Genomic DNA, 13189 nt, shown 5'->3' on the forward strand with positions numbered 1-13189 from the left:
TACGTCATTTTATGCCCCTTTTTCATGCCCGCACCGAGCCGCCCGCCCGACTCACTGTTGCGTCTGGGATTGTGCGGTATCCTCAGATGGCAGACTGGCAATCTGCACGTCGTGCGACAATGCGGTTTCGCCCCCTGCGATCATCACGCCCCGAATCGGCGCGGCATCTGCGGCATCAAGGCCACAGCACAGGCGCACATGCCCCTCTACCGGGCAGAGGCCCAGCGTAATATCGAACCCGATCCAGCCCAGCCCCTCTACCCAGGCTTCCGCCCAGGCATGGGGCTCATGGTCGCTATCCGGCCGCTCGTCGTCCCGCAGATAGCCCACCACATAGCGGGCCGGGATCAACAGGCTGCGCGCCGCTGCAATGAAGACATGCGCCTGATCCTGGCACACCCCCGATTTCTGGGCAAAGGCCTGCGCGGCCGTGGTTTCCATGCTGGTGCTGCCGGATCGATATTCGATCTCCTCGTGCACCAGATCGGAGAGGGCGTGGAGGCTGGCGAGCACGCCCTCCTCCCGTCGCGCGCGCTGGGCCAGATCGGCAATCGCCGCGTCGATCTCGGTCAGCGGCGTCGCGCGCAGGAACAGCTGGGGCCGCACTGCCCCATCGGCAGGCTTGAGCACACCGGCGCAATCGACTGTCCGCACTGTCCCTTCTGACAGGATCGTGACGCTGTCGACCCGTCCGGGCGCGCGCCACACGGCCTCCGCATCGCCATAACCGTTGACGATCCAGCGTTCGATGGGCTGGCCGTTCGCTGTCACCGTCCATTGCTCGACGGTTTGCGCGTTGCTGGTCGCGGGCAACAGGCGCAGGCGCATGACCACGCCGCCAGCCTCCTCCTCATACCGATAGACAGTCTCGTGACGGATCGTGATCCGCATGGCCCGGTCGCCTCCCGCTCAGCCGAAATGATAGGCTTGTGCGATTTCGTGCCCAAGCATGTTGCACTGGACAATCTTGCTCTGGACGGTTTCGTGCAAGCCCCGGCGGAAAATATCTCCGCTATTGGCCTGCGCGAGCGTCTCCACCATCTCCTCGCTGCGCAAATTGGCCGGCGTGCGCTGGCCATGCCAGCTGGCCAGCCGCTGCAGCCGATAGGCGATCTGGTCGAAGCAATAGAGCGTGCTGCGCGGAAACTGGCGGTTCAGCATCAAGAAGTCCGTGATCTGCGCCGGCGTGTAGGAGCCGCCATAGACATGGTGATAGGCGCGGCTGCCCGACAGAGCGTGCAGCACCGAAGTCCATTGATAATGGTCGCGGTGGCCGCCGACCACTTCGGTCTCCGGCAGCAGGACGTAATATTTGACGTCCAGCAACCGCAACGTCATCTGCGCCCGCTCCAGCGCGCCACCGACGCGCAGAAAATCATGCCCCTCGTTGCGCAACTGGCCACTCTCGGTCGCGCCCCGGAAGATCATCGCGCGGGTCTTCACCCAGTCGATGATCTCGGCGAACTCGCGGCGCGCATCGTTGACCCCATAGGTTTCGAGCTTGCGCCAGCCCTCGTTGAGCGCTTCCCACATCTCCTGCGTGAGGGCGGTACGCACCGACTTGCCGTTCTGCCGTGCCCGCGCGAGGCAGGCGCGGATGGAAGCAGGGTTATCGGCATTCAGGATGAGATGTTCGACGATGTCGCTCTCGCGGATGATGGCATCCTTGCCGAACACATCCTCGCACTCGGTGACCTGCACGACCGAGCGCCACTCGTCGCGCATCGTCGCGCCGGGGAGGATGGTCATCCGCTGCCCCATGGTGAGCAATCGCGCAGTGGCTTCGGCGCGCTCCATGTAGCGGGCCATCCAAAACAGATTTTCGGCGGTCCGGCTCAGCATGGGTGGCCTCCCTTTGGTTGGGCCTGCATGCCGCAAACGGCCTCTCTCATCGCAGCCCCCCTCACCGCAGCACCCACGTGTCTTTGACGCCGCCGCCCTGGCTTGAATTCACCACCAGCGATCCTTCCGCCAGCGCAACCCGCGTCAAGCCTCCCGGCACCAGCCTGATCTCCTTGCCGACAAGGCAGAAGGGCCGGAAATCGACATGGCGCTGCACCAGCCCGACCGGCCCGAGTGTGGGCGCGGCCGAAAGGTCGAGCGTCGGCTGCGCAATGAACTCGGAGGGATTGGCGCGGATGCGCCCAGCATAAGCCTCGATCTCGCTCGCGCTGGCCTTGGGGCCGATCAGCATCCCATAACCGCCCGAGCCGTGAACTTCCTTCACAACCAACTCGGGGAGATGGTCCATCACATAAGCGAAATCGTCCGGCTTGGAACATTGCCAAGTCGGCACATTCTGCAGGATCGCCGTCTCGCCCAGATAGAAGCGGATCATCTCCGGCACATAGACGTAGATCGCCTTGTCGTCCGCGATGCCCGCACCGGGCGCGGAGCAGAGCGTTACGCCGCCCCCGCGATAGGCATTGAACAGCCCCGGCACGCCCAGCAGGCTATCGGGCCGGAAAGCGAGTGGATCGATGAAATCATCGTCGATGCGCCGGTAGATCACATCCACCCGGCGGGGGCCGCGCGTGGTCTGCATGAAGACCAGCCCGTCTTCCACGAAGAGATCGGCCGGCTCGACCAACTCGACGCCCATCAGGTCGGCCAGATAGCTGTGCTCATAATAAGCGCTGTTGAACGAACCGGGGGTAAGCACCACGACCTGCGGCACGCCCTTGCAGGCGGGCGGCGCCACCTCCTGCAGCGAGCGCAGAAGCTGGCTCGGATAATCGTCCACCGGCGCAACCCGCTGCCGGGCAAACAGCTCCGGGAACATCCGCGTCATAATCTCGCGATTTTCCAGCATGTAGGAGACGCCCGAGGGCGTGCGACAATTATCCTCCAGCACCATGAAATCATCGAGACCGGTGCGAACGATGTCGATGCCGACGATATGGCTGTAGACCCTGCCCGGCGGGGTAAAGCCGGCCATCTCCGGCTTGTAGGCCTTGTTCTGATAGACGATGTCGCCCGGCACGATCCCGGCCCGGATGATTTCGCCGCGATTATAGACGTCGAGCAGGAAGGCATTGAGCGCCGCCGCGCGCTGGCGAATGCCGGCTTCCAGGCGCGCCCATTCCGCAGCGGTGAAGATGCGCGGCAGCAGATCGAAGGGAATAAGCCGCTCTGGGTCGCCGCCCTCCCCGTACACAGCAAAGGTGATGCCGATGCGCCGGAAGATCGCTTCCGCCTCGCTCAATCGTCGGTGCAACCCCTCGATGCCGGTCTCATCCACCCATTGCTGAACCACCGCGTAACAATCGCGAACGTCTCCAGCCTCACCCAGCATCTCGGAACATGTCATCAGCGTATGCGTTTCTCTATCTTATTGTGCATTGCAGCATAGTGAGCCGGGGAAATTCAAAATCAAGAGTAAAAATCGCGGGAGGGACGATCGCGTTCCGCGCGGTTAAAAATATCTGGGCAAGGCGCTGCAGCGGATTGACGCACCGCGAAAAATATGGCCGATTACCGCCGTTTTCCTACTTCATGCTGGACGGATGGTGATTTTCCGTGCATGGGAGCGCGCATGGACTTTTGGCTGGCCCTTCGCCTTACGCGACTTACGCGCCCTTAGGCGCGATACCCAAGCGGTTGCCGCAGGCGGCCCGCTGCGCCTAAGGGCCTTTTAGCCACAGAATCAGATCCTCATCAGTGCAAATGGATAGCGCCTGCGTGCATTTGGCTGTGAACAATGAAATGTCCGAACCATGATGCTGAGCGACCCGTCACAGAAATATCGTCCCTTCCCGCAAGTGGACCTGCCCGACCGGCAGTGGCCCTCGCGCACGATCACGCAGCCGCCCCGCTGGCTCTCGACCGATCTGCGCGATGGCAATCAGGCGCTGATCGATCCGATGGATACCGAGAAGAAGACCCGCTTCTTCGAGCTGCTGACCCGCGTCGGCCTCAAGGAGATCGAGGTCGGCTTCCCCTCGGCGGGCGCGACCGAGTTCGATTTCATCTCCGGCCTCGTCAAATCGGGCCGCATCCCGGACGATGTCATCATCCAGGTGCTCACGCAGGCCCGCCGCGACCTCATCGAGCGCACCTTCGAGAGCCTGCAGGGCGCGCGCCAGGCTATCGTCCACGTCTACAACGCCGTCTCTCCGGCGTGGCGGCGGATCGTGTTCAACATGGAGCGGCCGCAGATTAAGCAGATCGCCGTCGATGCCGCCAAGATCATTCGCGACGAGGCCGCCAAGCAGCCGAACACCGATTGGCGGTTCGAGTACAGCCCGGAGACCTTTTCCACCGCTGAACTGGATTTCAGCCTGGAGTGCTGCGAGGCAGTGATGGACATTCTCCAGCCGACGCCAGAGAAGCCGCTGATCCTCAACCTGCCCGCCACGGTCGAGGCCGCGACGCCCAATATCTATGCCGACCAGATCGAATGGTTCTGCCGCCATATCCGGAACCGCGACAGCGTGGTCATCTCGCTGCACCCGCATAACGACCGGGGCACCGGCGTGGCGGCGGCGGAGCTGGGTCTGATGGCCGGCGCCGATCGCGTCGAGGGCTGCCTGTTCGGCAACGGCGAGCGCACCGGCAATTGCGATCTGGTGACCGTGGCGCTCAATCTCTACACGCAGGGCGTCTCGCCGGGCCTCGACTTCTCCAACATGGAAGAGGTCGTGCAGACGGTGACCTACTGCAACCAGCTCCCCGTCCACCCGCGCCATCCTTATGCGGGCGATCTGGTGTTCACCGCCTTCTCCGGTAGCCATCAGGACGCGATCAAGAAAGGTTTCGCCGCGCAGGAACAGCGCAATGACGAGATCTGGGACGTGCCCTATCTGCCCATCGATCCGGCGGATATCGGCTGCTCCTATGAAGCCGTGATCCGCGTCAACTCGCAGTCCGGCAAGGGCGGCGTCGCCTGGGTGTTGCAGCAGGACAAGGGCCTCAAGCTGCCCAAGCGGATGCAGGGCGATTTTTCCAAGGTGGTGCAGGACATGGCGGACAAGTCCAGCCGTGAGCTGCATGCCGCCGACATCTGGGAGGCGTTCGAGCAGCATTACTGCCTCACCGGCGCGCAGCCCTATGCGCTGGTCGATTATGTCGAGAGCGGGCCCGCCGGGAACCGCGTGTTCACCGGCAAGATCGTCCATGATGGCACGGAGCGCAGCATATCGGGCCGGGGCAACGGCCTGATTTCGTCGGTCCTCTCGGCCCTGCGCGATGAACTCGGCATCGGGCTCGACGTGGTCGACTATAATGAGCACGCCATCGGCACCGGGGGCAACGTCCTCGCGGCGGCCTATGTCGAATGCCGCACCGATGATGGCACCACATTCTTCGGGGTCGGTACGGATGAAGACGTGGCGACGGCATCGGTGAAGGCCGTGCTGTCGGTCGTGAACGCCTATCACCGCCGCCAGAATGCTGCAGCAAAGGCTGCCTGACCCGCCCAATCCTTCAGAGCATCGATAAACCCGGCCGAAGCAGCCCTCCGGCCGGGTTTTTCATATCCCCCGCAGGTTACGCCCGCAGCGTCACACCATCCTAATAATCAGCCCATCCCGGCGGATGAACTGGTGCCACAGCGCCGCGCCGATATGGCCGATCACCAGCGCCCCGAAGATGAGCCCAAGCACCTCATGCGAACCGGCCACGTTCACGATGGCATCGCCTCGCGCCACCGCGAATTTGGGCACGTCGAAGACATTGAACCAGTTGAGCGGACGCGGCCCTGCCGAGGACATGATCCAGCCGGTGAGCGGCATGAGGATCATCAGGGCATAGAGCAGACGATGCATCAACGCCGCCGCGCGCTTGGTGCGTCGGGATATGGTCGTCGGCAGCGGCGGCGGGCTGTTCATCAGGCGCCAGAGCAGCGCCAGTACGGACAGGACGAGGACGGTCAGCCCGATGGATTTGTGAATATTCATGACGCCGGGGATCACCGCGCCCAGCGGATCGTGCCCGAGGCCGATCGCGATATTGGCGATAATCAGCAGCGCAATGATCCAGTGCAGCCAGATCGCCACCATGGAATAGCGCACCCCAGCGTAAGTCCCCATTACGTCCTCCAACATGCCCAACAATGGGCAGAATGCGGACAAGGGCCCCGCTGCGCAAGAGGCCGCTCAAATATGCGAGCGCGACGGAGGCGCTATCCCGCGATCTGGATGCCGATCCAGAAGGTCTGCGGCGTGCCGAGGTCTGTGCTCACGGCGCCGTTGGTCGAGGTGACCTGTCGGGTCACAACGCGCTCGTCGAACAGGTTCTCGACCCGGCCGACCAGCGCCACCCGGCCGGTCAGTGGCACGCGGGCATAGCCATCGAGCGTGGTTGCGGCGGGCATCCGGTCGGCCTGCAGATCGTCCTCATATTGCGGGCCGGCATGGCGCACGGTGAGCGCGAGCCGGGCATTGCCGGGCGCGTGCCAGCCCAGCGTGGCGCTGGCGCCATGGCGCGGGCTTTGTGCTGGTTGCAGGCCATCGAGCTGGGCCGCCGCGCCGCTCGCCTCCACGCGGCTGTCATTATAGGCATAGGATGCCGCGAGATCGAAGTCCCCCAGCGTCATCGTCCCGCTCACTTCGATGCCCTTCGCCACAATCGCATCGACATTGCGGCGCTGGCGCAGATTGGTGCCGATCGTCACGTTCGCGACGGCATCGGCCAGATGATTGTAGAAGGCGGTGGCAGAGAGCGTCAGGCCGGGCGCCGGGGTCAGATCGAACCCGGCCTCGACACCGCGCAGCCGCTCGGGGGCGAGATCGGCATTGGCCTGCGTCGTCACCGGAAACACCGTGAAGCCGCGATACAGCTCGTTGATCGTCGGCAGGCGGAAGCTGGTATAGCCCGCTGCACGCAAAGCCACTCCCGGCGTTGCCTGCCAGATCAGTCCTGCACGGAAGCTGCCTTCCCAATCCTCGCGGTCGGCATAAGTCACCGTCCTGACCACCCCTGAGGCCGGCGTTCGCTCGGTGAAGCGCCCGCCACTGATCCGCCAATAGTCGAGGCGCGCGCCGCCGGTCAGGATGAGGCGCCCGAGCGACCAGTCATCCTCCACATAAATGCCGCTCGTGACCTGCCGGCCGCTGGCTTCACGCCGCGCGGTCGCGGCGCCGGTCGTGGCGTTAAGCGCCTCCTCATACATGTCCGCGCTCGCGAACCGGCTATCGGCGCCGATCCGTAGCAGATGATCCTCACCCACCGGCGGGCGCACCTCCAGCTTGCCGCCGAGCCCTGTCGACGGAGTGTTGCGCTGGTTCAGCGTCGGGCGAAAGCTCGTCGCGCTGACCACGATGTTGCTGAAGTTGCGCAGTTGCACATAGCCCAGCGCCTCGACCTGCCAGTCGCCGCGCCCGACATAACGGAGGCTGGCGTCCTGCCCTTCCTGCGCGCTATCTGCCCCGGCGAAGCGCAAGGTCCGGTCATCGCGAAACAGGCCGATGCGTGCCTGAATCTCGCTCGACTCGCCCACGGCGGCGACACCGCGCGCGCTCACCGCCCATGTCTCGTAGCCCGCCGGCACGCTGGCCGCGACGCGCTGGTCCGCAGGCGTCGTCCAGAAGCCATCACCCCGGGCATAGCTGCCGGAGATGGAGACGAAGCCATTGCCGAGATCGGGACTAAGGCTCGCCTCGATCTGCTGCGCATTACGCGAGCCATAGAGCGCCCGCGCGCTATAGCGCGGCAATTGCGTGCGATCGGCGCTGAACAGCTCGATGCTGCCGGCGACCGTGCCGGCCCCGAAGCTTCCCGCACCACCGCCCCGGGTGATCCGCGCCGCGCCGATTCCGTCGAGCGGCAGGGCATTGAACGGAATGGAACCGAAGAAGGGATCGGCCAGCGGCACGCCATCCAGCAGCACGACCGCCCGGCTGGTCGCATTGCCGCCCAGCGCGCGCAGCGTGACGCCCTGCGCCGAAGGATTGGCCGAGCGGCTATCCGACCGGCGGAACTGCTGGAAGCCGGCGACGTCGCCGAGCGCGTGCTCAATGGTGCCGGAGGCGTCCTCCGCCAGCCGCGTCTTTTCGAGCGTGACCGATCCATAAGCCGGCGTGCCCGGCGGCAGCGCAAGCCCCTGCCCCAGCACCACCACATCCGGGCCGGTTTCCTGCGCATGAAGCGGCATCGAGAGCAGCAGACTGGTGCCGCTGAGCAGCACGACGAAACGGAAATGGGTCATCATGGGGCCGGGCCATGCCGGATCGGCCCGGCCTTGGCAACGCCGCGATAAATAAGCGGGGATGTCTGACCATTTGCTTTGACAAGGCTCGGCACCTGTCTCAATACAGGATCGGAGTTGAGGAGATGGAAGCAGTCAATCTCGAGGGTCTATCCTCGGTTGTCGACCTGAGCGGCTTTGATCGGGCCAAGCGCGCGGACATATGGGCTGGCGCGGCGCCGAATGTTTTTCCCGGCCTGTGCGTACAGGCGATCGAGGCCAATCCCACAATCGGAGCGATCCTGCATCGCCGTGTTGGCCCGGGCGCGCTGTTCGCCGTGTCCTCCGCCCCGGCCGAGGTGACATACGCGCCCACCGGCAGCCCGGAATCCCACCAGTTTCTCACCATGATGTTGCAGGCTGAAGGCAGCTCTCTTGCCACCCAGCGGCAACGCCAGTGCGAGATGGCGCCGGGCGACATCTGCTTTATCGACGAGCGCTACCCGTTCCGCCTGTGCGGGCTGGATTACAGCCAGCTGCTGCTGCTGCGCATGCCCCGCGCGCTGGTGATGAGCCGTTTCCCGGACATGGAGCATCTCGTCGCGACGCTCATTCCCGGGCGCGATGCCGGCACCTCCCTGCTCGCTCACACCGTGCTGCACCTGCTGCGCGTGGCGGGCGACCTGCGAGAGGCGCAGCAGCACGCGGCGATGAATGCCGTCATCCAACTCCTCGGCGCGACTTCCGGCCTCGCGGTGGAGCTGGAAAATGTCCACTGGCGTGTGCAGAAGGCGCTCGACTATATCGAGCTCAATCTCTCGATCCCCGGCCTGACCGCCGAACAGATCGCGCAGGCGCAGCATATTAGCCGCCGCCGGCTCGATCAGCTGATGCGCGATGCGCTCGGCGTTTCGATCACAGGGCAAATCTGGAATCGCCGCCTGCAGCGGGCCGCCGACGATCTGCGCGATGCGCGCTGGGCCGGCGCCTCGATCTCGCAGATCGCTTTTGCCAACGGCTTCGAAGACCCGGCCCATTTCGCCCGCGCCTTCAAGCGCCGGTTCGAGACGACGCCCGGGCAATGGCGCGCCCTCGCGCGGCCTTTGACTCACTGACCAGTCAGGACTCGTTCGGTGCCGCCGCAATCGCGCGGCGCTCATAGACGCGCGCCAGGAACGCGCCGGTCACCAGCTGGACGATGTGGAACATCATTACCGGCAGGACGACGGCGCCGGCCATGGCTGCGGGGAAAAGCACATTCGCCATCGGCACGCCCGTCGCCAGCGATTTGACCGAGCCGCAGAATACCAGCGAAGCCTCGTCAGGACGCGCCAGGCCGGTCAGCCGCGCCGCTAGCCGCAGCACGATGACGACCACGGCCAGAATGAGCAGGCAGAAGCCGAGCAGAATGGCGATGTCGATGCCGGAGATCGCCTGCCAAAGGCCGCCGGTCACCGCCTTGCCGAATGCCCCATAGACCATCACTAATATGGCGCCGCGATCCACGAATGAGGTGAGCATCTTGTGGCGCAGCAGCCAGGCGCCGATCCAGCCGTGCAGCGCCTGACCGATGGAGAAGGGGATCAGGATCAGGCCCACGATCGCCCAGACGGCATCCATGTTGATTGCCGCGCTGCTCGCCAGCAGCAGGCCCGTCAGCAGCGGCGTAAAGACCACGCCGGCCAGATTGGAAGCCGCCGCCGCGCATACCGCTGCCGGCACATTCCCCCGCGCAATCGACGTCAGCGCGATGGACGACTGCACTGTCGAGGGCAGGCAGCACAGGAAGAGAATGCCGGTGAACAGCATCGGCTCGATAACCGGCCCGGAGAGCGGCTTGAGGGCGATACCGATCAGCGGAAACAATGCGAAGGTCGCCGCGAGGATGAGCAGTTGCAGCTTCCATTGGCCGATGGCGCCGACCACCGCCTCGCGCGGCAGACGCGCGCCGTGGATGAAGAACAGCGCAATCACCAGCACCTTGCCGAGCAGATCCACCGCCGGGACCAGACTGCCGCGCGCCGGCAAAAAGCTCGCCAGCAACAGCGTGCCCAACAGCATCAGCGTGAAGCGGTCGATCTTCAGCCAGGCAAGGCGACCGGTCTTTTTCAATTGCTATCCCCCAATCGGATGAATGTCTGGCAGGCACCCTTAGGGCCATCCCGGCAAAGCCCATAGGCTCATGGCGCACAAATTCTAGTCGGCAAAACCCTCGGACGTCTGCCGCACGCCTTGGCCCGCCATCCATAAAGCCTCAGCCGGCTAGCCCGTCGCGGAACCATTCGATATGCTCGCGCTATTCCGAAACAGCCGGCTCCCCCTTCCCAACGGACGACCGGCCCATCGAGAGACATGCTTTATGAAGAGGCCGACCTGCGTGACGACATTTGCCCTTGGTTTCATGCTGGCTGCCGGCGGCGTGCCCGCGACGGCGAGCTTCGCGCAGGATGCGCCGATCATCGAGCGGCAGCGCCTGTTCGGCAACCCGGACCGCGCGCAGCTGCGGGTGAGCCCGGATGGCAAATATCTCTCCTGGCTCGCGCCCCGCGATGGCGTGATGAACATCTGGGTCGCCCCGGCAGACCATCCCGATCAGGCCAAGCCGATGACGGCAGAGAAAGACCGGCCCATTGGCGTGCACTACTGGACGGCCGATTCCGCCATGCTGCTCTATGTGCAGGACAAGGGCGGGGACGAGAATTACCTTCTCTACGGGGTCGATGTCGCCACCGGCGCCGAGAAGCTGCTGACGCCCTTCGAGAAAACGCGCGTGCAGATTGTCGGCACTTCCACCACGATCAGCGACCGCATTCTCGTCGGCATCAACAACCGCGACGAGCGCTGGCACGATGTCTATAGTCTCAACCTGAAGACCGGGACGCTGACCGAGGTCATCCGGGGCGACGGCTATGCCGGCTTCCTCGCCGACAATAATCTCGTGTTGCGCATGGCACTGCGCCCCAATGCCGAGGGCGGCTATGATTTCTTCCGGGTCACGAACAACGTCGTGGAAGACAAGCCCCTCTCCCGCACCACGCTGGAAGATGCCCTGACCACCCAGCCCGCCGGCTTCACCACGGATGGCAAGACGCTCTACTGGCTGGACAGCCGGGGCCGCGACACCGCCGCGCTGATTGCGCAGGACGTCGCTACGGGGAAGAGCCAGGTGCTCGCCGCCAATGACAAGGCCGATGTCGGCGGCGCGATGGCCGATCCCGTGACCGGCGAGATCGAGGCATATTCGGTCGAGTATCTGACCACCGAATGGACGGCGATCGACCCCGACGTCGGCCAGTCGCTGGCGTGGCTGCGCAAGCGGCTGAAGGGCGATTTCCAGGTCACCTCCCGCACGCGCGACGATACCGTCTGGACGATCTACAACGATCCGGTCACCGCGCCGGCCGCCGCCTGGCTGTACCACCGCAAGAAAGGCGCGCTCACCAAGCTCTATGTTAGCCGCCCCGATCTGGAAGGCGCGCCGCTGGTGCCCATGCATGCACGGGAGATCCCCGCACGCGACGGCCTTGCGCTGGTCTCCTACCTCACCCTGCCGCCCGGCAGCGATGCCAATGGCGACGGCGTGCCGGACAAGCCGGCGCCGATGGTCCTGCTCGTCCATGGCGGCCCGTGGGCGCGGGACAGCTTTGGTTATAACAGCTATCACCAGTGGCTGGCCAATCGCGGTTATGCCGTGCTGTCGGTCAACTTCCGTGGCTCGACCGGCTTTGGCAAAAGCTTCATCACGGCCGGCAACCTGCAATGGGGCCTCAAGATGCATGACGACCTGATCGACGCGGTCGATTGGGCGGTCAGCAAGGGCATCACGGCCAAGGACAAGGTCGCGATCATGGGCGGCAGCTATGGCGGCTATGCGACGCTGGCCGGTCTCGCCTTCACGCCGGATGCCTTCGCGTGCGGGGTCGATATCGTCGGCCCCTCCAATCTGGAGACGCTGCTGAACACCATCCCGCCCTATTGGACCGCCGGCATCGAGCAATTCCACCAGCGCATGGGCAATCCCAACACGCCCGAGGGTTTGGCGCTGCTCAAGGCAGCCTCGCCGCTGCACAAGGCGGGCCAGATCAGCAAGCCGCTGCTCATCGGTCAGGGTGCCAATGATCCGCGCGTGAAGCAGGCGGAGAGCGACCAGATCGTGGAGGCGATGAAGGCCAACGCCATTCCGGTGACTTACGTGCTCTACCCGGACGAAGGCCATGGCTTCGCCAAGCCGCAGAATAATATCGCCTTCAATGCGATCACCGAGAGCTTCCTCTCGGCCTGCCTCGGCGGGCGGGCAGAGCCAATCGGCGCCACGGTCAAGGAGTCGAGCGCCAAGGTGCTGGCCGGCGCGGAGATGCTGCCGGGCCTGAGCGATGCGCTGAAGTAACTCGAAACAAAGGCAGGCCGGTGCCGCCCGGCCTGCCGCGCTCTAGGCGCATCTTCGAAAATGAGACAGTCTGGCGCATCCTTTAGGGAGGCGTTCCATGTTGAAGCCTGTGCTCGCGGCCGCTCTGGCCACCCTGTCTCTCCCCGCTCATGCCATCACCCCATTCGAGATCAGCGGCACTGCCGATGTGTACCGGATCGATCAGGTCGCGCAGACCACGACCTATCTGGGCAAGACGACGTTTTTCGCGAGCGGCGATCTCGCGGTGGGCGGCAATGGCGGTGGCACCATGCCCGGCGATTTCACCTATTCCGCCCTGTTCGGCCATGTGACGCGCTGGGACATCGGCTTTTCGTTCGGGCCGGAGACGGTTGATCCCTTCGATGGGCTGTTTCACGCCACGCAGGGCGGCGGCGTCTTCATGTCCGGCTACGAGGTGTTTGATCGCGCCGACCTGACGATCACCAGCGCGCGCATGTGGCAGGATGAGAGCTGGCCGGCCGAACCCTTCCCCTATATCCGCTTCGGCTCCTTCGTCCCCGAACCCGCAAGCTGGGCCATGATGATGGGAGGCCTGGCGCTGGTGGGTGCGATGATTAGGCGGCGGGAGATGTCGTTGAGCTTGGCGCGGGCCTGATGCACAACTTGTGCTCCTGCGAAGGCAGGAGCCCAGGGCC

General features: G+C 64.6%; 10 protein-coding genes. 4 read left to right on the forward strand and 6 right to left on the reverse strand.

The window, feature by feature from the left end; translation table 11 throughout:
- Positions 1-51 precede the first annotated feature (51 nt).
- The 3 genes from M2332_RS04080 to M2332_RS04090 form a co-directional block, all read right to left on the reverse strand.
- Positions 52-891 carry a transglutaminase family protein gene (locus tag M2332_RS04080; protein ID WP_264573072.1) on the reverse strand — a complete coding sequence of 280 codons (840 nt, stop codon included), beginning with the start codon at positions 889-891 and terminating at the stop codon, positions 52-54.
- Positions 892-909: 18 nt separating this feature from the next.
- On the reverse strand, positions 910-1842 hold the full coding sequence (locus M2332_RS04085) for an alpha-E domain-containing protein (protein ID WP_181559953.1): 933 nt from the start codon (positions 1840-1842) through the stop codon (positions 910-912).
- A gap of 61 nt (positions 1843-1903) precedes the next feature.
- Positions 1904-3310: a circularly permuted type 2 ATP-grasp protein gene (locus M2332_RS04090; RefSeq protein WP_181559954.1), complete on the reverse strand. Its 1407-nt coding sequence runs from the start codon at positions 3308-3310 to the stop codon at positions 1904-1906.
- A gap of 406 nt (positions 3311-3716) precedes the next feature.
- On the opposite strand from M2332_RS04090, the gene leuA reads away from it, so the two are divergent.
- The gene (leuA, locus tag M2332_RS04095) at positions 3717-5411 is read left to right on the forward strand and encodes a 2-isopropylmalate synthase (protein ID WP_264573073.1); all 1695 of its coding nucleotides are present in this window, start codon (positions 3717-3719) and stop codon (positions 5409-5411) included.
- Positions 5412-5501: 90 nt separating this feature from the next.
- Here leuA and M2332_RS04100 read toward each other — a convergent pair whose 3' ends face one another.
- Positions 5502-6029 carry a cytochrome b gene (locus M2332_RS04100; protein WP_264573074.1) on the reverse strand — a complete coding sequence of 176 codons (528 nt, stop codon included), beginning with the start codon at positions 6027-6029 and terminating at the stop codon, positions 5502-5504.
- A 92-nt stretch (positions 6030-6121) separates the two neighbouring features.
- Positions 6122-8149: a TonB-dependent receptor gene (locus M2332_RS04105; RefSeq protein WP_413715940.1), complete on the reverse strand. Its 2028-nt coding sequence runs from the start codon at positions 8147-8149 to the stop codon at positions 6122-6124.
- Between the two features lie 122 nt (positions 8150-8271).
- Between M2332_RS04105 and M2332_RS04110 the strand changes: the two genes are divergently transcribed.
- A complete protein-coding gene (locus M2332_RS04110) occupies positions 8272-9240 on the forward strand; it encodes a helix-turn-helix domain-containing protein (RefSeq protein ID WP_181559957.1) in 969 nt (322 codons plus the stop codon).
- 4 nt (positions 9241-9244) lie between these two features.
- Here M2332_RS04110 and M2332_RS04115 read toward each other — a convergent pair whose 3' ends face one another.
- Positions 9245-10237 (reverse strand): bile acid:sodium symporter family protein, encoded by a 993-nt coding sequence (locus M2332_RS04115; RefSeq protein WP_264573075.1) that lies wholly within the window; start codon positions 10235-10237, stop codon positions 9245-9247.
- A gap of 265 nt (positions 10238-10502) precedes the next feature.
- Between M2332_RS04115 and M2332_RS04120 the strand changes: the two genes are divergently transcribed.
- Both M2332_RS04120 and M2332_RS04125 read left to right on the forward strand, forming a co-directional pair.
- A complete protein-coding gene (locus M2332_RS04120; protein WP_319801476.1) occupies positions 10503-12512 on the forward strand; it encodes a S9 family peptidase in 2010 nt (669 codons plus the stop codon).
- A gap of 97 nt (positions 12513-12609) precedes the next feature.
- Positions 12610-13149, forward strand: a complete 540-nt coding sequence (locus M2332_RS04125) for a PEPxxWA-CTERM sorting domain-containing protein (protein WP_264573076.1) — start codon at positions 12610-12612, stop codon at positions 13147-13149.
- Positions 13150-13189: the final 40 nt, after the last annotated feature.

Source organism: Sphingobium sp. B11D3A (assembly GCF_025961695.1).
Lineage (GTDB): Bacteria > Pseudomonadota > Alphaproteobacteria > Sphingomonadales > Sphingomonadaceae > Sphingobium.